A 23,515-nucleotide genomic window follows, 5' to 3' on the forward strand; every position below is an offset into this window, starting at 1 on the left:
CCGATGCGCCGCCCCGGCCGACGCGCTCCTGCCCCTGTCAGCACCCGGGCCGACGCGCGACCGCCAGATTCAGGCCGCCGGGCGAAGACCCCGGTTCACCTGGACCTCGCCGCCCTTCATCATCAACAGTATGCGACCCCTGTGCTGCAGGCAGGAGATGTCTTCCAGGGGATTGCCGTCCACCACCAGCAGGTCGGCCAGCCTGCCGGGCGCAAGCACGCCCGTCTCCAGGCCGAGCAGTTCCGCCCCGCGGGCGGTGGCGGCCACGATGGCCTGCACAGGGGTCATGCCCGCCTTCACCATGAGTTCCAGCTCCAGGGCGTTATCACCGTGATAGTTGAAGGGAGTGGCGGCGTCCGTCCCCATGGCGATCCTGACCCCCGCCTCCAGCGCCATGCGGAAGCTGCGGAAGTGGTCCTCCTGCATGCGCCGGGCCTTCTCCACGGCGTAGGGCGGGATGCCGGCCTCCGCCCCCCGCTCCACGATGTGGTGCACCGCCGAAAGGGTGGGGACGAGAAAGACGCCCCGGGCCAGCATCATCTCGATGATCTCTTCCGTGAGGTAGCAACCGTGCTCGATGGAGTCGATCCCGGCCAGGATGGCATTCCTGATTCCCGTACTACCCTGGGCATGGGCCAGGGTCTTCTTGCCCAGGTTGTGAGCCTCCTCGATGGCTGCCCGCATCTCCTCTATGGTGAGGCCCCGGCTGGTGGGCAGGTCCCCCTCGGACAGCACGCCACCCGTAGCCAGGAGCTTGATGCAGTCGGCACCGTCTCGCAGGTGGGTACGGGCGGCCCGACGGGCCTGGTCGGGAGAATCGACCACCGACATCTCCCTCGCGCGGAATACCACTTCGGGAGGCCAGCCGTTGGCGGGATCGCCGTGGCCTCCCGTGATGGAGAGACCGGGCCCGCTCACCACCATACGCGGCCCCGGTATCCGCCCCTCATTGATGGCCCGCTTGAGACCCACGTCGATCCCCCAGCCCGCCCCGGCATCCCGGATGGCGGTAATACCCGCCTCCAGGGTGGCGCGAGCGTTCACCGCCGCCCGCAACGTGGTGTAAGGAATGGTATACTTGACGGTTTCCATCCAGCTTGCCTCTCCGGAACCGGCTATGTGCACGTGGCTGTCGATGAGGCCCGGCATCACCGTCCGGCCTCCGGCGTCGTACACCAGGCTGTCGGGGGGATACTCAACTTCATCCGGTCTGCCCGCCGCCACCACCCGGTCGTCCCGGATCACCACCACCGCGGGCGATACCGGATCAGCGCCGCTTCCGTCGATGAGCGAGCCTGCCCTTATTACCGTGTAGCTGCTCACGCCATCGCCTCCTCTGCCACTCGTCTTCCACCTCGAGGTCGGCCAGACCTGCCCGGTGCTCGGCGTGATGCCGCAGCTCGTGGCGGATGGTGCGCCGCAACTCTTCCACCACCTGCGCCCAGGGCGCATCCCCCGGGACCCGCCGGAAGGAACCGTAGTACAGCACTATCATGCGACCCAGGCCCGGGTCGACCCGGTACTCGCCCAGAAGATAGACCCCTGGTGGGTCGCCGGGCCGCTGCCCCACCCCCGGCACCACGATCACGCCCCCGTTGAGGTCTTCCAGCAGGGGGGAAGGAATTCCGGCCAGCAGCCGGGACGCTTCCCGGCGAAAACGGCGCAGTGTCCACATGCCTGGTCCATTCCCCTATACCCAAGAGCTCGGTCGCAAACGTACCCACCCAGGCGCGGAAAGCCCGGCACCGAGGTGCCCCGAGCACGGCCGCCGCCTGGAGCATGGGCACCGCCCTCTATGCTATCACCAGCGCCTTCTCTCTGCCAGCGCCTTGGGGCAAGGGGGAGCAAGGTCGCCCGCGCCAGAGCAGCCCAGGCTCATGCGCGCGGCCGCCGGCAGCTGGGCAAGCAGCCTGCCGCCTATGCCACGGAATCCGCCCGGCCCGGGTCCGCCGCCTCCGGCGGCGGGGTTTCGACTGCCAGTATCAATTGTGCCAGCCGCCTGGACGTGGCTGGGAAAACGACGGGTTGTCTTCGGGTAGTTCTTGATGCTACCATACAGATGGAGGTGGGCAGGTGGCCATACCTGAGGAGGACATCTCCAGAGAAGTCGCCGCTACTGGAGAGCAAACCCCAGGCGCGGCGTCCCCGGAGTTCTTTTTCCTTCTGCAGCGTATGGATCGGCTCGATGAGAAGCTGTCGTCCCGGGTCGACGAACTCGTGCGCGACATCCGGGGCCTTGACGACAAGCTGACCGGCGAGATCAAGGCTCTGCACCACGAGTTGAGCGGGGAAATCAAGGCCGTGCGGGGCGAGTTGGGCGGCGAGATCAGGGCCGTGCGGGAGGAAGTCCGCACGGACATCAAAGCCCTCGACGACAAGTTGAGCGGGGAAATTAGGGCCGTGCGGGAGGAAGTCCGTACGGACATCAAAGCCCTCGACGACAAGTTGAGCGGGGAAATTAGGGCCGTGCGGGAGGAAGTCCGTACGGACATCAAAGCCCTCGACGACAAGTTGAGCGGGGAAATCAGGGCCGTGCGGGGCGAGGTCCGCACCGACCTGCGGACTCTACAGGATAGGGTTGACCATCTGCGCTTCTGGGCCATGGGCGCAGTGATCACGCTTGTGGTCGGCTTCGTGGGTATCATCGTGGTACTGGCCGACCGCTAGTGCCAGCCGTCAGGTAGTGGGAGTTGCCATGGAAGAAGAACGGAAGCGGGTCGAGGTCCGTGGAACGTTGTTGCGGCTGGTGGAGGATGACATCACGGGTCTGGAAGTGGACGCCATCGTCAACGCTGCCAACAGCCACCTTTGGATGGGCGGGGGAGTGGCGGGCGCCATCAAACGCAAGGGCGGGGTGGAAATCGAGAAAGAGGCCGTCAGCAAGGGGCCCATCCCGGTGGGAGAGGCTGTCGTGACCGGGGCCGGCAATCTCAAGGCGCGCTACGTGATCCACGCGGCCGTGATGGGGCGGGATCTGGTGACGGACGCCGACAAGATCAGGGCGGCCACCCGCAGCGCCCTGGAGCGGGCCCGAGAGCTGGGCATCGGTAGCGTGGCATTCCCCGCCCTGGGCACCGGGGTGGGCGGGTTCTCCATGGAAGAGGCAGCCCGCATCATGCTGGAAACCACCCGCGACTGGATAGGGGCGGCTGGCGCCATCAACGAAGTGGTTTTCTGCCTTTACGGACAGCAGGCATACACCGTTTTCGCCGCTACCCTGCAGAGGATGTTCCCCGCGTGAACCCCCGGGCCGGAGAGGCCTTTGCAACCGGCCAAGCCGCCGGCGCGCCCTGGGGGCCTGTACCCCGTACCGCGGCCAGGCGGCCGGGGCACCGGGAGGCGTGAGCCCTGTGCCGGGGCGAGGCCGCTCGGGCAGGAGCAGCCGGGCCGCTACTCCGGCGAGGCTGTTCCCGGCCGGAGCCTGAGGCGGCGCCAGACAGCCCGGACAGTGCGGCGGCCCAGGCCGGCGGCCTGGCGCATCTCCGGAACGCCCAGCAGCCACAGGATGCCCAGGTAGAGCAGGACGGCCCCACCCACCAGGGCGGCCAGGCGGGCCGCCTCCACCAGGGCCGAGCCCACGGGTACGCCGTGGGCGGCCATCCACTCCAGGCTCAGGCGATCGGCCAGCCAGACCGCCGCTCCCATGGTTCCCGAAGCCAGCCCGGCCTTGCCGACCCGGTCCAGCATCTGCCTGCCCCCCAGGTGCCCCAGTCGACCTCGCAGACGCAAAAGCAGCATCGCCCCCGTGACCAGGTTGGTGACCGTTACGGCGGCGGCCAGCCCGGCCTGCGCGAGGGGACGCACCAGCACGAGGCTCAACCCCACCGACACGAGCATCCCCAGGACGCCCACCACCGTTGGGTATCCGGTGTCCTGCAGGGCGTAGAACGCCCGTCGCCAGAGATCGCTGCACACCACGGCCAGCATGGACCAGGCCAGCATCCAGAAGGCTGCCGAGGTGGCGGCGGTGTCGGCGGCGTCGAAGGCCCCTCTTTCGAAGGCCAGCCTGACCAGGGGGGTACTCAGGATCAGGCACCCCATCGTTACCGGCGACATCACCAGCACCGACAGGTTGATGCCACGGGCGAGGAGGGAACGGACGCCCTCCAGGTCGCCCTGCGCGGTGTGGCGGGAAAACGCGGGGTAGAGCACCGTCCCCAGGGCAGCTACGGTGAGCCCGGTGGGAAGGCCGCTGAGCAGGGTGGCGTAGTTGAGAGCAGAGAGGCTTCCCTCGGGGAGCCCCGATGCCAGCACTCGCTGCATGACCGGGGCCACCTGCCCGACCACCCCGCCCGCCAGCAGGGGCAGGGCCAGGGAAAGCGTACGCATCACGCCGGGGTTGCGCCAGGGGAGGCCGGGAGGCCGCAGGGCGATCCCCCGCATGCCGGGCGCTAGCGCCACCCACTGGGCGGCTGTCCCCAGCACCAGCCCGGCCGCCACGCCGGTGATGCCCCACCAGCGCCCCAGAGTGACGATAGCGGCTATGAGGGCCACGTTCTGGCAGATGCCCGCCAGGGCGGGACCGGTGAACCGGTAGTGGGACTGCAGCAGGCTGGTGGCGAGGGCGTTCAGCCCGAGCAGGACCGGCAGCGGTGAGAGGTACAGGGCGGTGCGGGCGGCCAGGTCGAAGGTGGCGGCCGGGAAGTCGGGCGCGAGAAACCGGCACAGGGGCCGGGCCCCGATCACCACGGCCACCCCGGCCAGCATGCCCACTCCGGCCAGGAGGAGGAACATGTCACTTATCAGGCGGGCAGAGGCAGCCCGGTCTCGCTGGCGCTCCCGTGTGTAAATGGGAATGAAGGTGGTGGCAATGGCTCCCACCACCACCCCCACGATGAGGTTGGGGACGGTGGAGGCCACCAGATACGCGTCAGTGGCGGCGCTGGCACCGAACACAGCCGCCAGGCAGGACTCCCTGACGAACCCCAGGATCTTGCTCCCCACGCTCCCGGCCACGATCACCGATGCGGCCAGGAGAAACTGCCTCGTGTCCGTATGAAACGCCCCCTGTCAAGGCGCCGGACCAGCCGGTACCTTCCGGCTACCCAGACCCCCCGGCCGGGCACCGGCGGCAAGCCCCCCGTCAGGCGCCCGCCACAGGCCTCGCTCGACGCCGCCACCCGGGCGGGCGTCACCCTATCCGGCCTGGGCCACCCAGCGGGCGGTGAGGCGCAACCCTTCGGCCAGCGGGGTGGTGGGCTGCCAGCCCAGTTCTTCTTTTGCCCGGGAAGCATCCAGACAGATGCGGCTGACCTCACCGGGCCGGGGCGGGTCGTACCTGGGGGGGACGTCCGTGCCCAGCACCTCCTGCAGGCTGGCGAGCAACTCGAGCACCGAGACCTCCCTGCCCCACCCCAGGTTGTACACGCCGTCGCCCCCGCGCTCCAGGCAGAGCAGGCTGGCTTCCACCACATCGGCCACGTACACATAGTCCCGGGTCTGGCGACCGTCCCCGAATATGACGGGACGCTCGCCCGCCAGGAGGGTGCGGCTGAAGATGGCCACCACCCCCGCCTCCCCGTAAGGGTCCTGCCGGGGCCCGTACACGTTGGGATAGCGGAGGACGCTGTAGCGCAGACCGTGGTTGTCCCGGTAGAGGCGCAGGTACAGCTCGACCACGTACTTGGAGAGACCATACGGCGAAAGGGGCCGCACCGGATGATCTTCCCGCACGGGGAGGCCATCGGGCTCCCCGTAAATCGCTCCCCCCGACGAGGCGTATACCACCTTCTCGACCCCGGTGCGCACCGACGCGTCCAGCACGTTGATGCTGCCCACCACGTTCGTGCTGGCATCCCCGGCGGGATCCCCGGTCGAGCGCCGCACGCTGGTCTGGGCGGCCAGGTGGTAGACGATCTCGGGCCGGAAGCGTTCGAACACCTCGCCCGCACGCACGGGGTCGCCGATGTCCACGGCCTGGAAATCTGCCCCTGAAGGCACGTTCTCGCGGCGGCCGGTGGACAGGTTGTCTACCACCGCCACCTGATGACCCCGCGCCAGCAAGGCCTCCACCAGGTGGGAACCGATGAACCCGGCCCCGCCTGTAACCAGTACGCGCTTGCCCAAAATGCTGCCCCCTCCCGCACTTCAATACGCCCAGCGCACCACCCAATCCTGCCACGGCGGAGTAAGGCGGTCAGTCGCCGGGGTCGCGGGGTTTGCAGAGGATCTCGAGGATCTTGGTCTCGAAGAAGCGACGGGAGTGGGCGGGGAGCATCACCACGGCGCTGTCGCCACCCCGGCTGGTGCCCCCTACGGCGATGACCTCCTGGCCATACGGGATGAGGCCGGCATCCAGGGCCATGACCGCCACCTCGACGGCCACCTTCACCCCCTGAGAAAACATGTAGAGAGCGTGGGCCACTATCTGGCCGGGGTACAGGCCGCCGAACTCCTTGGTGATGGCGCGGTCGACGCCGGAGAAGAGGTGGGTGGTGGTGAGCACGCGCGCGCCCTCGGCCGTGAGGGCCCGGCGCACCTCCGCAGGCATCTCGTCCGTCCCAGGCTCACGGAATCCCACCTGGTGGGTGACCACCACCAGGTTGAGCATGCCCTGGGGAACGGCCGCCCCGTCCGAGCCCGGCACGGCGCGATATAGCTGCAGGCCGCGCTGGCGGGCCTGGCGGATGAACTCCTGCGCGGTGACCCCCTGATTGGAGGCCACCACGATGTGGCGAACGTCCAGCTCCCGGGCCCGGTCCAGGCAGAGGGAGACCGTCCGCTCCGTGTGGTCTGGTCCGGTCGTCTCGAAGTACAACCCCATCAACCTCCGTTCCGGTAGGATTGCCACAGCAGTTGCACGGGATGGACCGCCCGCGCCCCCAGGCCGGCCCGCCGCAGCCCGAACCCCAATTGCAGGAGGCAGGATGGGCACGACGTGGCCAGCAACCGGGCACCCGTCTGCCGGAAGTTCTCCATCTTCCGCTCCAGGATGCGCACGGAGAGCCCGTGATGGGTGACGTTGTACGAGCCCGCCCCCCCGCAGCACCAGTCCGCCTCCGGCAGCTCCCGGAACTCCAGGCCAGGGATGCTGCGCAGGATCTGGCGGGGTTGGGCCCGTACACCCATGCCGCGACCCAGGTGGCAGGGGTCATGGTAGGTGACGGTCTCTTCCAGCGTCCCCGGAGGCTCCTCAAAACCCTCCTCCACCAGCAGCCGGCTCACCTCGCGGACCTTGCCGGATAGCTCGCCCGCAGCCGCGCCGTAGCGAGGGTCGTCGGCCAGCAGGTCGGCGTACTCTCGCAGCGTGTGGGCACAGGTGGCGCAATCGGTCACCACCAGCTCCGCCCCGGTTCCGGCCAGGATGGCCACGTTCTGGCGGGCCAACTCCTCGGCCGCCGCCAGGTCACCGTACGCCCGGTGCGCCACCCCGCAGCACATGTTGTCCGGCACCACCACCTGGTAGCCGTTGCGCTCCAGGACACCGATGAGGGCCTCCCCCACGGGCGGGAAAAGGTTGTCGGTGACGCATCCCAGGAAGTAGGCCACCCGTTTGCGCGGCGCCGACCCGAGCCGTTCGGCCGGCGTGGCGTACACCAGAGCACCCGGCGCGCTGAGGCGGGCGCGCAGGGAGAACGGCGGGATGCCGGGCAGCATGCCCTCCACCCGCCCGAGGGTACCGAGCAGGTTGAGGAGGCCGGTATGTCGCGCCACCCAGCGCAGGCCGGAGTTCTGGTACAGGCGCAGGAGCGTCATGGGGACCGCCAGCCGGCGGGGGCTGCGCAGGACACCCTGCAGGGCCGTCCGGTAAAGCAAGGGCAACCCCTGCCCGCCGGTGAGGTCGGCCCGGGCGGCGGCCACCAACTTGTCGGTGGGCACCCCGGGCGGGCATACCACGGTGCAGGCGCCGCACAGCAGGCACGTATACAGGTACTCCCTGAGTTCCGGGTCCCGCTCCAGGGTGATTCGCCCGTCGACCACCAGCCGCATGAGGCGGTTGCGTCCCCGCGCCACGGCGAACTCCTGCCCGGTCACCTTGTAGGTGGGGCAGACCTCCTGGCAGAAGCCACACTTGTTGCAGCGCACCACCTGCTCGGCCGCCTGTGACAGGCTCTTCATGCCCCCTCACCCCCAACCCGGCCGGCCGGGCACATTATGCCCCCCGGATCCAGCGCCCCCTTCAAGCGACTACACACAGCACCCAGGCCGCCCACCGGGGGAAGCACCTCGTATGGGCTACCTGACCAGGCGGCGTCGTCGGTCAGCAGGTAACCGCCCCGTGCGCGCACCACCGCGCTGATCGCTTCCGGCCAGCGCCAGTCGCCGACGGCCCCGGCTTCGCTCCCGGCCACGCAGCGGGACACCCCGCCTGCGGGCGCCCTGCCTCCGGCCAGGAAGAGGTGGGCGTGGCCGTTGCCGGCGTGAGCCGCTACTCCTAAGATGCCACGTGCCGGCTCCCCACCCGCAGCCCCAGCGGGGTCATCCAGCTTCGGCCTGACCTCAGGCGCAACCAACGTCGCCCCGGCTCCCGGTGCAGCACCCTCGATGGCGTGGAGGTTCTCCAGCAGGGGACCCAGGTCGGCGGGCGGGACGGCCACATTCCACACGGACGCCCCCGCCCCGGCTGCCCGGTCGAACAGACTCCGCCGCGCCTCCCAGATGGCCGCAGCCGCATCTCCATCCTCTCGTGCGAGCGTTGCTGAGGTGGCCCACCCGTCCGGGAGGGCCAGGCCGTGGCGGGCGGCCAGTCCCTCCAGCCACTCGCACTGACGGTCCACCGCTTCCCGAGCACCCTCCAGGCCCACCAGGAGCACCGCCGGCAGAGTTACTCCGGCGTCCCCAGGGCGGGCAAACTCAGGCAAGACCTCCGCCGGGCCCTCCGCGCCGGCGAGCTCGGGCAGAGCCTCCGCCGTGTCCTCCGGCCCCGCGAGTGCCGCGTGCGCAACGACGGACACGACGCCGGCCTCCTGGCACCACCAGGACGCGGCCCGCCCCAGCAACACCTCTATGGCGGTGGAGCCGTATAGCTGGCGCCGCACCTCCTCCGCCGCCCGCAGTACGGCAGCCATCGCTCCCGTGAGGACTTTCACTATCCCGCGCTCGGGAAGGGGGCGCACCTTGATCACGACCCGGGTGATCACCCCGAGGGAACCCCAGGAACCGCACAGGAACCGTGACACGTCGTACCCGGATACGTTCTTCACCTGCTTACCGCCGAACCAGCCACCGGAACCGTCGGGAAACAACACCCGCGCCCCCAGCAGGTAGGCCCGCGCGGAGCCGTAGGCGTACTTGCGCGGTCCCGAGGCGTCGGCCGCCACTTCACCTCCCAGGGTGGAGCTCTCCGGCCAGGCGGTTTCGGGCGGGAAGAAGAGCCGGTGGGCGGCCAGGTCGGCCTGCAGGGCACCGTGGCTCATGCCGGCGCCGGCCACCACGGTGAGGTTGTCAGGGTCCAACTCCTCAAGCTGATCCAGGTGGCGCATATCCAGCCCGATGCCTCGGCGAAAGGGCCGGAATGCCGCCCGCCATCTGGTAGCGCCTCCGCGGGGGTACAAGGGGACTTTCTCCCGGGTAGCCCAGGACAACAGCTCCCTCACCTGCTCCTCGTCGCGCGGCGCCACCCATATCTCGGGGCACCTGCCCGGAGCAGTCGGCGGGGCATCGCCCGGTCGTACTGCCTCGGCCCCCAGGAGGGCTTCCAGCCGACTGGCCAGGGACGCCTCAGCGGACGTCATGACCCCACCCTCCCCCCTGACCCGCCAGACCGTTGGCGCGGTCGGGCAGGACCTTCCCGGGGTTGAGGGCTCCACCCGGGTCGAAGGCCGCCTTGATGGCAGTCATGGCCTGCAACGCGCCCGCCTCGAAGAGCCAGGACATGAACTCCTTCTTCAGGATACCGATGCCGTGCTCACCGGAGAGGGTACCACCCAGGGCCAGGGCGCGCCGGAACAGCTCGCTCCGGGCGGTCATCACCCGGTCCAGTTCCTCGCGGTCGCGGTCGTCGAACAGGATGAGCGGGTGCAGGTTGCCATCCCCGGCGTGGGCGAGCATGCCGATCTGCAACCGGTACTCGCGGCCCACTTCCGTCACCTGTCGCAGCATCTCCGTGAGCCGGTTGCGGGGCACGGTGGCATCCTCCAGGTCGTAGCAGGGTCGCAGGCGAGCGATGGCGCCAATGGCGGTACGGCGGCCCAGCCACAAGGTGTCCCGTTCCGCCGCCGAGCGGGCGACGCGCACCTCCCGGGCTCCCTGCTGGCGGCACACCTGCCCGATCACATCGGCCTGCCGCTCGAGGGCGGCCTCCACCCCGTCCACCTCGATGAGCAACACCGCCTCCGCCTGGGTAGGCAATCCAGCATGGACGTACGCCTCCACCGCTTCGATGACCGGACGGTCCATGAGCTCCAGGGTGGTGGGGATGATCCCCCGGGCCACGATGGCCGACACGGTCCCACCCGCATCCTCCAGGCGGTCGAACACCGCCAGCATGGTCCTTACGGCCGGAGGTTTGGGCAGGAGCCGCACCGTGATCTCGGTCACCACGGCCAGGGTGCCTTCAGAACCCACCATCAGCCCGATCCAGTCCACACCCGGCACGATGGGCTCGAGGGCTCCCCCCACCTGGCATACCTCACCATCGGCCAGGACCAGCTTCAACCCCACCACGTGGTCCTTGGTGACGCCGTACTTGAAACCGCGCATCCCGCCCGCGCCCTCGCCCACGTTGCCACCCAAAGAGCACACCTTCTGGCTGGCGGGGTCGGGGGCATACATGAGGCCCAGCCGGTCCACGGCCTTCTGCAGATCCATGTTGACCACACCGGGCTGCACCACGGCCACCCGGTTGACGGCGTCGATCGAGAGGATGCGGTCCATGCGGGTGAGGACCATCACCACGCCACCCAGGGGGATCGAACCCCCGCTCAGGTCGGTGCCGTGCCCCCGGGGCGTGACGGAGATGCCATTTCCGTGGCAATAGCGCAAGACCGCCGATACCTGCTCAGTCGTGGCGGGGAAGACCACCGCGTCGGCCCGCCCCTCCAGCAGGGTGGCATCGTAGCCGTACGTGGCCAGGCTGGCCGGAGAGGCCATCACGTTGCCGCGGCCCACCAGCCTTTCCAGGGCCCTGACCAGTAACTGCCCTCTCAACGTCTTCCCCCCCGCCCATTCTACCACGCCGGTCCCGGCCGCGGCGAAGGGCCGGTCCCGGGCAACCCCGGCACCGGCCCCGCCGCAGCAGTCCCGACCTGTGTCGCCGGTCAGAACTTCAGCCCGAACAGCTGGGTACCCAGGCCCACCACCATGAAGGCACCGTAGAAGAGCACGAGCACCACGACGCCCAGCTTGTACAACGCATGGCCCCTGATCTCGCGGGGCAGCATCCGGTCAATGAAGAGGAGCTGGATGCCGGCTACGAAGAAGGCAACGTTGGCGAAGTTGGCCACCAGGGCCACCAGATGAAGGGGCACGCCCTTGTTGAACATGTAGAAGGCCCAGATGGTGAAGGCGATGAGCACGCTGTAATACAGCTTGCGGATGTCTTCTTTGCTCCAGCGCCTCACCGTGGGGCTGGCGTACCAGAGCAGGTCGGTCACCTGGCGCACGAAGGTGTCCGATACGGTAAGCTGGGTTCCCCACAGGACCCAAAACCCGATGAGCAGCACCCAGTACCAACCGACGGTACCCAGCACTTTTCCGACGCCCTCGGCCTGGTGAGCAGCCGCCGACCAACCGCTCAGGGAGGTCCCGGTGGGGATCATCCCGAACGCCAGCAGGGTGCATAGGAACATGCCAATCCAGCAACCCAGGCCCCACACCCAGGCCTGATCGAACACGGCGTACCGCCACCAGGTGCGGAACTTCTCGAAGCTCTCCCGGGTGGATGGGAACACCTTACCCACCGGCGACACCCGGATCTGACGGCCTCCAATCAGGGAGGGGATGTAGCCCACCGAGGCACCCATGGCGTAGCCCTTATCGCGGAACCAGTTGGATTGGGCCATGTTGAATATGCCGCCGGCACCGGCATACCCAGCCAGACCGGCTAACAGGAACCAGTCCACTTTGCCCGCAGGCAACCAGCCGAACCGGAAGAAGCCGGTGAAGATCTCCGCCCACGCTTTGCCCGGGACAAAACCGACGCACAGGATAACCAGGCTGCCGAACACGAAGGCCACGATGTACTTGTTGAGCTTCTCCAGCAGGGCCTCGATCTTGCCCCCGAACATCAGGATGACAATGACCGCCACGAAGAGGATGGCCCCCGCCACCTGGACCACGGGTTGCTCGGCCTTGCCGGGCATGCGGTTGAGCATCATGGCCGCGAGAGCCGTGGCCGATGCCACCGCCCAGCCCGGGCCCAGGCACAGAAACGAAATGATGATCCACACCGGAGTCCACAACTTGGGACCCGGCCAGAGGCGAGTGAACCCGATCATGATGGGCTCGCCGCAGTACAGGGTATACCGGCTGCACTCGAGGTTGAACAGGGTCTGGGTGACGATGCCTACCGTAGTGATCCAGAGGATGGCAGTGCCGTACTTGACCACGGCTGCCGGTCCCATCAACCACTCACCGCTGCCGATGGACAACGAAAGCAGGATCACGCCCGGTCCGATCAGCTTGAGGATATTGGCGCGGGTGTATGGCACGGGCGCGGGCAACTCGTCCGTTCCCCAGGCTGGCCCGTATCCCGCCTTCACCCGGGCAGCTTCCTTCCCTTCAGGACTCACCTTCTCTCCCTCCTTGCCGGGAGCAAGATCGCCACGACAGGGACTGACCAGCGCCTGCTCTGGTTGACACCGCACTTCTCACCCGACCTGACCACAGACACGCCTGACCGCCGCAGCAACACAACAACCGGGGCCGACTCGCCGGAAATCGCCTCACCGGGCTCGGGCAAAGCACCCCTCCTTTCCCGGGAACCCAGCCTACCCAGGCGTTCCACAATATGAAACTGGGTACCCCCATGCGTAATATGGTGGCTCTATTCGCTCATCCCCCGCCCTTTTCCTGCTCACCCTGCCCCAAGGCAACCCTGGAACCATCAGCGGGGCGCGCACCTCTTCCTGCTCATGGCGACACCCGATGAACCGATGTAGACCAGGTGGTGTCCCGCCCTGGCAGGTGAAGGACACCCTGTCATGACCATGGCGGTCAACAGCTCATCCCGGAACCGCTCCAGGGCCAGCCGGACGCCCTCTCCCCGGCCTCCGATGGCGGCTATGGCCAGGGGCCGCCCCACCAGGACGGCATCGGCACCCAGGGCCAGGCACTTGAGGACATCCCCGCCCGTCCTGATCCCACCGTCCACCAGCACCGCCAGCCTGCCCTTCACCGCGCGAGCTATGGCGGGCAACACGTCAGCGGTGCCGGGCGTGTCGTCCAGCACCCTCCCCCCGTGGTTGGATACCACGATGGCAGCGCACCCCGCCCCGGCTGCCAGCTCGGCTTCGTCCGGGGTCATGATGCCCTTGGCCACGAAGGGGACCCCCACCGACTCCACCAGCCGGGCCAGCTCCACTGCGGGCATGGGACCCACCCGTTCCCCGGCCCGCCTCATCATGAGGATTCCGGCCGCATCCACGTCCACACCCACCGCCGCCGCCCCGGCTTCCACCGCACGCAGTAACCTGTCCCGCACCACCTCTTCCGGCAGAGGCTTCGCTATCACGATGACCCTCCCCGGATACAGCCGGGCTGCGTTGAGGCTGGCCGCAAACGTCTCCGGGGCCGGACCGTCACCGACGAACGTCACCGTACCCGCGGCGACGCACCCTTCCGCGAAGCTTCCCGCCAACTCCTCCTCCGTGATGATTCCCCGGAAGTTCACCACCGCTCCCGCCACCGGGGCCCCCATGACCGGAAGGGCAAGGGGGATGCCGAGCACCTCCGTGGCCGGGGCCGGCTCGGACACCGTGTGCAGGCAGCGCAGGTTAAGCTGCCAGGAGGCCAGGGCCCGGTAGTTATTGATGAAGGACCTTCCGGTACCGATCCCTCCCATACCGGGCACCTGGCCTGCACATGCCACCCCGTTACATTCCCGGCACACCCGGCACTCGGGCCCCAGCAACCGGCGAGCCCTGTCCCGCACCTCTTCCAGGGTCATAACCCTTCCCCTCAACTAACGTTGCAACTGAGGTTGCAGCCGATGGTTGCACCCACCTTCGCCGGCCGCAAAGGGTTTTCCTTCCTGCCGGGGGAACCGCGGGCGCTACCGCCGGCCGGCGCGGGCCAGGAGCTCCTCCCACTCGCGGTCGACTTCCGCCTGCAGCTCGGCCAGCATCCCCTCGTTGCCGGGAGCGAAGAAGTGAGAGAAGCGGCCCTGCTTCTTGAGCCACTCGGACACCGGCTTCTTCTCCCGGGGCACGTAGCTGACGGTCACTTTCCCCCGCTCCACCTCGTAGAGTGGCCAGTAGCAGGTCTCCACCGCCAGGCGGGCCATCTCGATGGTCTCCTCCTCCGGGAAGCGCCAGCCCCGCCAGCAGGGGGAGATCACGTTCAGGAAGGAGGCACCGTCGGCGTCCACGGCCTTCTTCACCTTGCGCATGAGGTCGCGGAAGTTGTGGGGCGAGGCCTGCGCCACGTAGGCGGCGTTGTGGTCGGCGGCGATGGCGGTGAGGTCCTTGCGGTGCTGCACCTTGCCCTTGTAAGCCGACCCCACGTGGGTGGTGGTGGTCCAGGCCCCGAAGGGGGTGGCACCCGAGCGCTGGATGCCCGTGTTCATGTAAGCACCATTGTCGTAGCACACATACAGCATGCGGTGGCCGCGCTCCAGGGCCCCGGAGAGGGCCTGGAAGCCGATGTCATAAGTGCCCCCGTCGCCCCCGATGGCCACCACGGCCACGTCGAAATCTGCGGGCAGGTCCCCCCGCCGCTTGCGCGCCTTGAGCGCCGCCTCGACCCCGGAGGCCACCGCCGCCGCGTTTTCGAAGGCGTTGTGGTAGTATGGGGTTTTCCACGCCGTGTAGGGGAACACCACCGAGGATATCTCCAGGCACCCGGTGGGCTGGACGATCACCACCGGCTTGCCCGCGCCCAGCATGACCTGCTTGGCGATGGTGGGGGCGGCGCAGCCATCGCACAGCCGGTGCCCCGACGTGAGGGGCGAGCCCCGGGTGGCCAGCTCCTTCAGGTTCACCGACATCAGTTCCACCCCCTCAGGTCCAGGTAGTTGACCGCCCGGTCCACCTTGCCCGCCTCGGCCACCTGGCCCAGGTGGGTGAACACCCGCGCCACCGATGCGGCGGGCACATCCCGGCCGCCCAGACCGTAGATGTAGTTGATCACGGGCAGGAGGACGCCGCGGGTGTGGAGGGCCGCCCGCACCTCGCCGAAGACGGGGCCGCCTTCGCCACCCTGGGTGCCCGCCCGGTCCATGACCGCCACTGCCTTTTTCCCCTGCAATGCCCCCACGATTTCGTCGGCGGGGAAGGGGCGGAAGCACCTGATGCGGAGCGTGCCGGCCCGGATGCCCCGCTCGCGCAAATCGTCCACCACAGCCCGGGCGGTACCGGCGGTCGACCCCAGCACTACCAGGGCCAGTTCGGCGTCCTCCAGGCGATAGAGGTCGAGCAGGCCGTAGCTGCGGCCGAAGCGCTCGCCGAACTCGCACCCCACCCCTTCGATGACCGCCCGGGCCCCGTCGGTGGCCAGCCACTGGGCGTACTTGTGCTCGAAGTGGAACTCGGGCGCCACCAGCGCCCCCAGGGCGGGGGGATGCTCGAGGTCGAGCAGGTCCACCACCGGCTGGAAGGGCCCCACGAACTCCCGCACCTGCTCGTCGTCCAGGAGTTCCAGCCTCTCCACCGAGTGGCTGAGGACGAATCCGTCCAGGTTGACCATCACCGGCAGCATGACCTGCGGGTGCTCGGCAATGCGCACGGCCTGGATGACGGTGTCGTACACCTCCTGCACGTTCTCGCAGTAGAGCTGTATCCAGCCCGAGTCCCGCGACCCCATGCTGTCGGAGTGGTCACAGTGGATGTTGAGGGGGGCGGAGAGGGTGCGGTTGACGTTGATGAGCACAATGGGCAGGCGGTTGCCGGCCGCGATGTAGAGCACCTCATGCATGAGGGCCAGTCCCTGTGAGGAGGTGCAGGTGATGGTACGGGCGCCGGCCGCAGACGACCCACAGCAAGCGGACATGGCGCTGTGCTCCGACTCCACCGCCACAAATTCTGTGTTCACCAGGCCGTCCGCCACGAACTCGGCGAACCGTTCCACGATTTCCGTCTGGGGGGTGATGGGGTATGCCGCCACCACGTCGGGGTCGATCTGGCGCATGGCCTCGGCGGTGGCGCCGTCCCCGGTGAGTCCAATGAGCCTGGGCATCGTTCTCCTCCTTTCCGCCGCCTAGTAGGCGCCGCCCTCGGCCATGTTCATGGCGCCCTTGACCGGGCACTCGCGGGCGCAAATGCCGCATCCCTTGCAGTGATCCTTATCGACGCCCACCACCTTCTGCTCCCGCACCACGATGGCATCGTCGGGGCAGTAGAGCCAGCATATCATGCAGCTCGTGCACCTCGCAGGATCGTGAATGGGCCGGCGTGTGCGCCAGCTTCCCGTCCTGTACTCCACGGCGTTGCCCGGTTCCACCAGGATGCCCCCCAGGGGGATCTCGAGCCACGCGGGCAACCCCCGGGGAGGAGCGGCGATCTTGCTTCCGGCTGCCAGCTTGCTTTCCGCCAGTTCGCTCACCCCACCTGCACCTCCTCGTACGCGCGCCTGATGGCCCGCAGGTTGGCCTCCACCACCGGGGGCTTGAAGCGGGCGCCCATGCTCTCCTTGAACTCCGCCAGCACGTTGTCGATGCCCACCACCCCGGTGATGCGGGACAGGGCACCCACCATGGGCGTGTTGGGGATGGGACGCCCCAGTTCTTCACTGGAAATGCGCGTGGCATCCACCGCCGCCACCCGCACGCCCCCGTCCTTCACCCCCAGCGCCCGGCGCAGTTCCTCCACCGGGCCGGCGTAGTTCACCACCACGGTGCCGCCCGGCTTCAGGCCGGCCAGCACGTCCACCTGGCCCAGCAGGGTGGGATCCATCACCGCCACCACGTCCGGTTCCACCACCGCGCAGTGCAGGTGGATGGGGCACGGGCTCACCCGGGTGAAGGCCACGATGGGAGCCCCCATGCGCTCCGTCCCGAACTGGGGGAAGGCCTGGAAGTACTTGTTCTCCCGCAGGGCCGAAGCCGCCAGGAAGCGGGAGGCCAGCACCGCCCCCTGTCCACCCCGGGCGTGCCACCTGATCTCGATCGCCATCTCCGCCATCTCCTCCTTCCCTCGCAAGCATCTCTGCACTCCGGCGCGGCTGCGGAGGTCAATCGCCCAGGCGCTGGCCGGGGGCCAGTCCCATCTGGGCCGCGTACTCCGCCGCCGGAAGCTTGGGACCAGCTTCCGCACCCAGCCTCTTGAGCAGCACCACCTCCTCACCGGTCGCCACCAGCACGCCGGCCGGTGACACCTGCAGGATCTGACCCGGCACCCCCTCTGTCCCATCCCCGGCCGCCCCCGCGGCGGGAGCGGCACCGGGAAGGGCAGACTCCCACACCTTCACCTTCTGGCCGCTCCGGGTGGTCCACGCCCCCGGCCGGGGGGCGGCACCGCGGATCAGGTCGTGGATGCGGTGAGCGGGCTGCGACCACTCAATGCCCGCGTCGCTTTCCTTGATCACGGGCTGGAAGGAGGCCAGGGCCTCGTCCTGTTTGGTTCGGGGAGCCCTGCCCTCCCGGATGAGCCGGACCGCCTCCGCGATCATCTCCACGCCCAGGGGGAACAGCTTGTTGTAGTACAGGGAAGCCGAGGTGTCGTCGGGCCCGATCTCTACCCGTCGCTGCAGGATGATGTCGCCGGTGTCCACACCCTCGTCTATGTAATGGATGGTGACACCGGTCTCCTTTTCTCCGTAAATGATGGCCCAGTTGATGGCGGTGCCGCCCCGGAACCCGGGCAGCAGGGAGGGGTGGTAGTTGATGCCCCCCAGCCGGGCCAGCTCGATGAGGCGGCGGGGCACGAACTCGGTGACGTAGGCCAGTACCAGCAGGTCGGGAACAAGGCCCCGCACCCACTCGTACACCCGGTTGCCCTTCAGGTTGCGTGGCTGCAGGCAGGGGATACCCCGCTCATCCGCCAGCTCCCGCACCGGATTGGGCTTACCCCCCGGTACCTCCGGGACGGTAATGACGCCGACCACCTGCTCACTCTGGTTGAGCAGGGCCTCCAGGGAGGCACGCCCGAAAGCCTCCTGACCGATCATGATTACGCGCATACCTGTTTCCCTCCGTACCGTACTGTGAAACAGGGTTGCAATTCGGGGGCAAAAAGGGGCGCCTCAAGCGCCTTCTCCGTTGAAGCCCAGCCGGCGGGAAATGCGCAGGGCCGTGGCCCTCACCATCTGGGCCACCTCCCCGATGCGCTCCCGGCTCAGCCTCACCGCCGGACCCGACACGCTCAAAGCTGCCACCACCTCCCCCCGGTAGTTGCGCACCGGTGCCGCCACGCACCGGATGGCCTCCTCGTGCTCGGTGTCATCCACGGCGTAGCCCTGGGCCGCCACCCGGCGCAGGTGGTCCTTCAGTTGCTCCGGGTCGGCGATGGTGTTGCTGGTGTACCGGGTGAGCCCGCGGGTGGCAATGATGCGGTCCCGCTCCGGTTCGGGCAGGTGGGCGAGCAGAACCTTGCCCATGGCGGTGCAGTGAGCGGGTGCCCGCTTCCCCAGTTCCGAGTACATGCGCACCGTCTGGGGGCTCTCCACCTTTTCGATGTATACCACCTGACCTTCGTCGAGGATACCCAGGTGAGTCGTCTCCAGCGTTTGATCGACCAGCTCCTGCAACAGGGGACGGGCCTCCTGCCGCAGCTCCATGCTGTTGAAGAACCAGGAACCCAGCTCGAAGACTTTCAGCCCCAACCGGTACCTGCCCGTGTCTCCGTCGCGCTCCACGTAACGGCGTTTTCCCAGCGTAGACAACAGGCGGTGGACCGTGCTCTTGTGGAGCCCCAGCTGGTGAGAGAGATCCACCAGGCGCGCGGGCTGCCTGTGGGCGGCCAGCGCCTCCAGCACATCCAGCGCCCGCTCCAGTGCCTGCACACCACGGGGCCCGTCTTGTTCCCTCAGGGCCTTCGCCACCCTTCCTCGCTCCGTCACCAATGCATTCGACGGGTTGCGCCCGACTCCTTCTTTGCGTTCCACACTGTAAGACCACGACCCACACCGAGAACCGCGAGGCCTCACCGCAGGGAGGGCAGCGCCCCGGCAAGCCAGCGCGCAAGGACGGCGGGCCACGGCGCTACAGCGGCCGGCGCAGGAACACGGCGCCGGCGGGGCGAATCCTTGCCACAATCACGCCACGGGCGGTGATGCGAGAGGTGACCGCACCCTCTTCCGAGCGGGTCAGAGAAGCCCTGGCCAACCAGACGCTGCGCGGGGTCTTGGGTCGTTTCGCCGACGCGTTCGTGGTGTCGCGGCAAGAAGTCTTCGCCGGGTATGACTTCCCCGCCCTGCGGGATCAGGTGGCCGCCATCAAGGATCGGGCCATGGCCCGCCTGCCTGAGCTGGCCGACCAGTTCGAACGGGCGGCCCGCAGCCGGGGCATGATCGTCTTCCGCGCCCCCGACGCCCGCAGTGCCGTCGATTACGTGGTGCGGCTGGCCCGGGAAAAGGGAATCAGCCGTGCGGTCAAGTCCAAGTCCATGGCTTCCGAGGAGATCGACCTCAACCCCGCCCTGGCGGCCGCCGGAGTGCACGTGGTGGAAAGCGACCTGGGCGAGTGGATCATCCAGCAGTTGGGCCAGCGCCCATCCCACATGGTGATGCCCGCCCTGCACCTGAACCGGGACCAGGTGGCCTCCGTGTTCAGCCGGGTCCTCTCGCGGCCCGTCGAGCCCGACATCGCCGCCATGGTGCGGGCGGCGCGCGGCCGCCTGCGGGACGAATTCCTGAGCGCGCAACTGGGGATCTCGGGGGCCAACGCCGCGGTGGCCTCCACCGGGACCCTGGTCGTCCTCACCAACGAGGGGAATGGTCGTCTCACCACCACCCTCCCCCCCGTGCACGTAGCCATCGTGGGCTACGAGAAGCTCATCCCCACCATGGCCGACCTCGTCCCCATCCTGCGCATTCTGCCCCGCAATGCCACCGCCCAGCATCTCACCAGCTACGTCACCATGATCTCAGGGCCCAGCCCCTCCCCGGCCGGCCCCAGAGAACTGCATGTCATCCTCCTCGACAACGGCAGGCTGGAGCTGGCCCAGGACGGTACTTTCCGCATCCTGCTGCGCTGCCTGCGGTGTGCGGCCTGCCTGAACGTATGCCCGGTGTTCGCCCTCGTCGGGGGACACGTTTTCGGAGGAAGTGCCTACACGGGAGGCATCGGCAGCCTGCTCACCGCCTTCCTGCCCGGAGGAGCGGCCAGCCTGGCCCTGGCCGACAGAGCCCAGTCCCTGTGCACGGCCTGCGGAGCGTGCCTGGATTACTGCGCCTGTGGATTGCCCATACCGGAGCTCATCCTGGAACTGCGCCGGCGGCTGGCCCGTACCCGTCCCCCGGCCCCCAGCGATCGCCTGGCGGCGGCCATCACCGCGCACCCGGCCCTGCTCCGCGCCGCCCTGGGCGCCGCGCGGGTGGCCTCCCTGCCCCTGCAGCGGCAGGGCACCACCCTTGCTGGCCCCCTCTTCCGCGAAGCGACCTCGTTCCGTGCCCTACCCGCCCTAAGGCCGCCCCTGGCCTCCCGGCTGCCCGACGCAGTGCGCTCATCTCGCCGGGAAGAGCCCCAGTACAGCCGGCACCGGGGCGAGCCCGGCGAGGGTCCAGCCGAGCGGGTCAAGACGGTCGCCTTCTACTCCGGCTGCCTGGTCGAGCACGTGTACCCTGAAATCGGCCGGGCGGCCATGGAAGTCCTGAGCCGGGCCGGCTTCCGGGTGGCGTATCCCCGTGGCCAGGGCTGCTGCGGCGCCCCGGCCATATACACCGGGCAGGATGCCACCCGGGCCGCCCGATACAACATCGGCCGCCTGCTGGACTCCGGGGCCGATGCCGTGGTGACCTGCTGCCCCACCTGCGCGGTGGCCCTCAAGCTGGACTTTGCCCGCATCCTGGCGGGGGACTCCCGCTGGGAGGAGCAGGCCCGGGCCCTGGCGGACCGGACGTACGAGTTCACCCAGTTTCTGGCGTCCCGCGACATGCTTCCCGCGGCACCACACCCGCGCCACATCGCGCCCGCCACGGCCAGCCGGGACACCACCGGGCCCGCTCTTACGGTGACGTATCACGATTCCTGCCACCTGCGCTACCGCCTGGGCGGCGCTCAGGCGCCCCGCCGGCTCCTGACCTCGCTGCCGGGATACACCTTCCGGGAGATGTCCCACGCCGACCGCTGCTGCGGATTCGGGGGCACGTACTCCTTCAAGCAACCCGCCGTGTCAGCGGCGCTGCTGGGGCAAAAACTCGACTGGGTAGCCCAGGCCGGCGCTGAAGTGGTGGCGGTGGCCTGCCCGGGCTGCCTCCTGCAGCTGCGGGGCGGCCTGCGCCGGCAAGGGTCCACCGTGCGAGCGGCCCACATCGCCGAGCTACTGCTACCGCCGTAGCCGTCAGGAGGCTCACCCCCACTAGCGGCCCCGCCCCCCACCGCCCAGACGAGGCCCCCGCTGGCTCAGCCCTCGGCGGCCGGAGCGGGACGGGGAGGTGCCGGCCGCACTTCCGGCGCGGGAAGGGGAACCGGCTTCTCTTCGCTTTCTTCCTCACCGGAGCGGGAGCCGGGAACGGTCGGCTTGCTGGGCACGGGAGCCCCGGCCATGAGGGCATCCAGCTCCGGTCCCTCCAGGGTTTCCCTTTCCAGAAGGGCAGAGGCCACGCGGTCCAGCGTCTCCCGGTGGTCGCGCAAGAGCGCTGTGGCCCGGGAGTAGCACGCGTTGACGATGCCCCGCACTTCCTTGTCGATGGCCGCTGCCACTTCCTCAGAGTAGTTACGCTCGCGGGCGATGTCTCTCCCCAGGAAAACCAGCTCTTCCTTCGTGCCAAAGGTGAGCGGGCCCAGGGTTTCGCTCATGCCGTACTCCGTGATCATGCGGCGCACCAGCTTGGTGACCGTCTCCAGGTCGTGGGCGGCGCCGGTGGAAACCTCGTCGAACACCAGTTCCTCTGCAGCCCGGCCCGCCAGGGCGGAAGTGATGCGGTCCATCAGTTCCGCCTTGGTCATGATGTAGCGGTCTTCGGTGGGAAGCTGCAACACGTACCCCAGGGCCGCTCCCCGCGGGATGATGGATGCCTTGTGCACAGGATCGGTACCCGGCAGCAGCTTGGCCACCAGGGCGTGGGCCGCCTCGTGGTAGGCGATCACCCGTCGCTCCTTCTCACTCATGACCCGGCTCTTCTTCTCGGGACCGGCCACCACCCGGTCGATGGCGTCCTGCAGATCGTCCATGCTGATCTTGCGCCGCCGCTGCCGGGCCGCCAGCAGGGCCGCCTCGTTCACCACGTTTTCCAGGTCGGCTCCGGTGAATCCCGGCGTGCGCCGGGCTATGATCTCCAGGTCGACTTCCTTGTCCAGGGGCTTGGTGCGGCTGTGGATACGCAGGATCTCTACCCGACCCTTCAGGTCGGGCCGGTCGATCACCACCTGGCGGTCGAAACGGCCCGGCCGCAGCAGGGCGGGGTCGAGGACGTCGGGCCGGTTGGTGGCGGCCATCACGATGATCCCCTCGTTGGTAGAGAAACCGTCCATCTCCACCAGGAGCTGGTTGAGGGTTTGCTCGCGTTCGTCGTGGCCGCCGCCGTACCCGGCTCCCCGCTGGCGGCCCACAGCGTCGATCTCGTCGATGAACACGATGGCGGGCGCGTGCTTCTTGGCCTGCTCGAAGAGGTCGCGCACGCGGGAAGCACCCACGCCCACGAACATCTCCACGAAGTCGGAGCCGCTTATGAAGAAGAAGGGGACGCCGGCCTCTCCCGCCACCGCCCGGGCCACGTGGGTTTTGCCCGTGCCGGGAGGACCCACGAGCAGGACACCCTTGGGGATGCGGGCTCCCATCTCCAGGTAACGCTTGGGATGGCGCAGGAAGTCGACTATCTCCTTGAGTTCCTCTTTGACCTCATCCACGCCGCCCAGGTCGGCGAAGGTGATCTTCTTCTTGTCTTCGGAAACCAGGCGGGCCCGGGAGCGTCCGAACTGCATCACCCGGCTGCCCGTCCCCTGGGTCTGCTGCATGAGGAGGAAGAACACTCCGGCGATGAGGAGGACCGGGAGGAGGGTGGTGATGAGGGCCATCCACCAGGGAGGGTCCTGGGGGAGGCGGAACTTCATGACCACGCCTTTCTCCTGCAGGAGCGTGTAAAGGGAGGGATCGTCGGGGAGCACCACCCGGAAGCTCTGACCGGACTTGAGATGGCCGGTAGTCTCTCCCTTTTGCACCACGATCTCGGCGTCGTTGATCTGGCCGTCTCTGGCGTACTGCAGGAACTGGTTGTACGTAATCTCCTGAACGGGGGCGTGCTGAGAGAAGTAGTTGATGACCACGATGCTCAAGAAGAGCACGGCCACGTACACTGCCAGCGTGCGAAATGCCCGGTTCAC

At 68.5% G+C, this 23,515-nt stretch carries 20 protein-coding genes; 3 read left to right on the forward strand and 17 right to left on the reverse strand.

All coding sequences use genetic code 11. The features are described from left to right. Positions 1 to 69 precede the first annotated feature (69 nt). The gene (locus tag QME70_04585) at positions 70 to 1,323 is read right to left on the reverse strand and encodes an amidohydrolase family protein (protein MDI6893882.1); all 1,254 of its coding nucleotides are present in this window, start codon (positions 1,321 to 1,323) and stop codon (positions 70 to 72) included. Further along, complete coding sequence (locus tag QME70_04590; GenBank protein MDI6893883.1) at positions 1,268 to 1,675, reverse strand: metallopeptidase family protein; 408 nt, start codon at positions 1,673 to 1,675, stop codon at positions 1,268 to 1,270. The genes QME70_04585 and QME70_04590 overlap by 56 nt, the downstream gene beginning before the upstream one ends. Positions 1,676 to 2,073: 398 nt before the next feature. Here QME70_04590 and QME70_04595 point away from each other — a divergent pair, with 398 nt between their 5' ends. After that, positions 2,074 to 2,667 carry a hypothetical protein gene (locus QME70_04595; GenBank protein MDI6893884.1) on the forward strand — a complete coding sequence of 198 codons (594 nt, stop codon included), beginning with the start codon at positions 2,074 to 2,076 and terminating at the stop codon, positions 2,665 to 2,667. Between the two features lie 28 nt (positions 2,668 to 2,695). After that, complete coding sequence (locus QME70_04600; protein ID MDI6893885.1) at positions 2,696 to 3,241, forward strand: macro domain-containing protein; 546 nt, start codon at positions 2,696 to 2,698, stop codon at positions 3,239 to 3,241. A 149-nt stretch (positions 3,242 to 3,390) separates the two neighbouring features. Here the strand turns inward: QME70_04600 and murJ are convergent, their stop codons facing one another. From murJ to QME70_04670, 14 genes are all read right to left on the reverse strand, one after another. Beyond that, positions 3,391 to 4,956, reverse strand: a complete 1,566-nt coding sequence (murJ, locus tag QME70_04605) for a murein biosynthesis integral membrane protein MurJ (protein ID MDI6893886.1) — start codon at positions 4,954 to 4,956, stop codon at positions 3,391 to 3,393. A gap of 180 nt (positions 4,957 to 5,136) precedes the next feature. Continuing rightward, positions 5,137 to 6,066 (reverse strand): NAD-dependent epimerase/dehydratase family protein, encoded by a 930-nt coding sequence (locus QME70_04610; GenBank protein ID MDI6893887.1) that lies wholly within the window; start codon positions 6,064 to 6,066, stop codon positions 5,137 to 5,139. A gap of 70 nt (positions 6,067 to 6,136) precedes the next feature. Beyond that, on the reverse strand, positions 6,137 to 6,757 hold the full coding sequence (locus QME70_04615) for a pyruvate kinase alpha/beta domain-containing protein (GenBank protein ID MDI6893888.1): 621 nt from the start codon (positions 6,755 to 6,757) through the stop codon (positions 6,137 to 6,139). A gap of 5 nt (positions 6,758 to 6,762) precedes the next feature. After that, positions 6,763 to 8,058, reverse strand: a complete 1,296-nt coding sequence (locus tag QME70_04620) for a (Fe-S)-binding protein (protein ID MDI6893889.1) — start codon at positions 8,056 to 8,058, stop codon at positions 6,763 to 6,765. Next, positions 8,055 to 9,674 (reverse strand): FAD-binding oxidoreductase, encoded by a 1,620-nt coding sequence (locus QME70_04625; GenBank protein MDI6893890.1) that lies wholly within the window; start codon positions 9,672 to 9,674, stop codon positions 8,055 to 8,057. Before QME70_04625 ends, QME70_04620 begins: the two co-directional genes overlap by 4 nt. Further along, complete coding sequence (locus QME70_04630) at positions 9,661 to 11,088, reverse strand: FAD-linked oxidase C-terminal domain-containing protein (protein MDI6893891.1); 1,428 nt, start codon at positions 11,086 to 11,088, stop codon at positions 9,661 to 9,663. Before QME70_04630 ends, QME70_04625 begins: the two co-directional genes overlap by 14 nt. Before the next feature lie 110 nt (positions 11,089 to 11,198). Next, positions 11,199 to 12,671, reverse strand: coding sequence for an Nramp family divalent metal transporter (locus QME70_04635; GenBank protein ID MDI6893892.1), 1,473 nt, complete (start codon positions 12,669 to 12,671; stop codon positions 11,199 to 11,201). Between the two features lie 314 nt (positions 12,672 to 12,985). Next, positions 12,986 to 14,047, reverse strand: a complete 1,062-nt coding sequence (locus QME70_04640) for an alpha-hydroxy-acid oxidizing protein (protein MDI6893893.1) — start codon at positions 14,045 to 14,047, stop codon at positions 12,986 to 12,988. A gap of 105 nt (positions 14,048 to 14,152) precedes the next feature. Then, positions 14,153 to 15,085: a thiamine pyrophosphate-dependent enzyme gene (locus tag QME70_04645; GenBank protein ID MDI6893894.1), complete on the reverse strand. Its 933-nt coding sequence runs from the start codon at positions 15,083 to 15,085 to the stop codon at positions 14,153 to 14,155. Then, positions 15,085 to 16,272 carry a transketolase C-terminal domain-containing protein gene (locus tag QME70_04650; GenBank protein MDI6893895.1) on the reverse strand — a complete coding sequence of 396 codons (1,188 nt, stop codon included), beginning with the start codon at positions 16,270 to 16,272 and terminating at the stop codon, positions 15,085 to 15,087. The genes QME70_04645 and QME70_04650 overlap by 1 nt, the downstream gene beginning before the upstream one ends. A gap of 21 nt (positions 16,273 to 16,293) precedes the next feature. Beyond that, entirely contained in the window at positions 16,294 to 16,629 is a 336-nt protein-coding gene (locus tag QME70_04655; GenBank protein MDI6893896.1) for a 4Fe-4S binding protein, read from the reverse strand. Between the two features lie 5 nt (positions 16,630 to 16,634). Then, entirely contained in the window at positions 16,635 to 17,216 is a 582-nt protein-coding gene (locus QME70_04660; GenBank protein MDI6893897.1) for a 2-oxoacid:acceptor oxidoreductase family protein, read from the reverse strand. A 49-nt stretch (positions 17,217 to 17,265) separates the two neighbouring features. After that, positions 17,266 to 18,213, reverse strand: a complete 948-nt coding sequence (locus tag QME70_04665; GenBank protein MDI6893898.1) for a methionyl-tRNA formyltransferase — start codon at positions 18,211 to 18,213, stop codon at positions 17,266 to 17,268. Between the two features lie 63 nt (positions 18,214 to 18,276). After that, a complete protein-coding gene (locus QME70_04670; GenBank protein ID MDI6893899.1) occupies positions 18,277 to 19,074 on the reverse strand; it encodes an IclR family transcriptional regulator in 798 nt (265 codons plus the stop codon). Between the two features lie 239 nt (positions 19,075 to 19,313). Between QME70_04670 and QME70_04675 the strand changes: the two genes are divergently transcribed. Continuing rightward, on the forward strand, positions 19,314 to 21,530 hold the full coding sequence (locus QME70_04675; protein MDI6893900.1) for an LUD domain-containing protein: 2,217 nt from the start codon (positions 19,314 to 19,316) through the stop codon (positions 21,528 to 21,530). 65 nt (positions 21,531 to 21,595) lie between these two features. Here the strand turns inward: QME70_04675 and ftsH are convergent, their stop codons facing one another. Further along, entirely contained in the window at positions 21,596 to 23,515 is a 1,920-nt protein-coding gene (gene ftsH, locus QME70_04680) for an ATP-dependent zinc metalloprotease FtsH (GenBank protein MDI6893901.1), read from the reverse strand.

The organism is Bacillota bacterium (assembly GCA_030019365.1).
Classification (GTDB): Bacteria; Bacillota; Sulfobacillia; order JACIYH01; family JACIYH01; genus JACIYH01.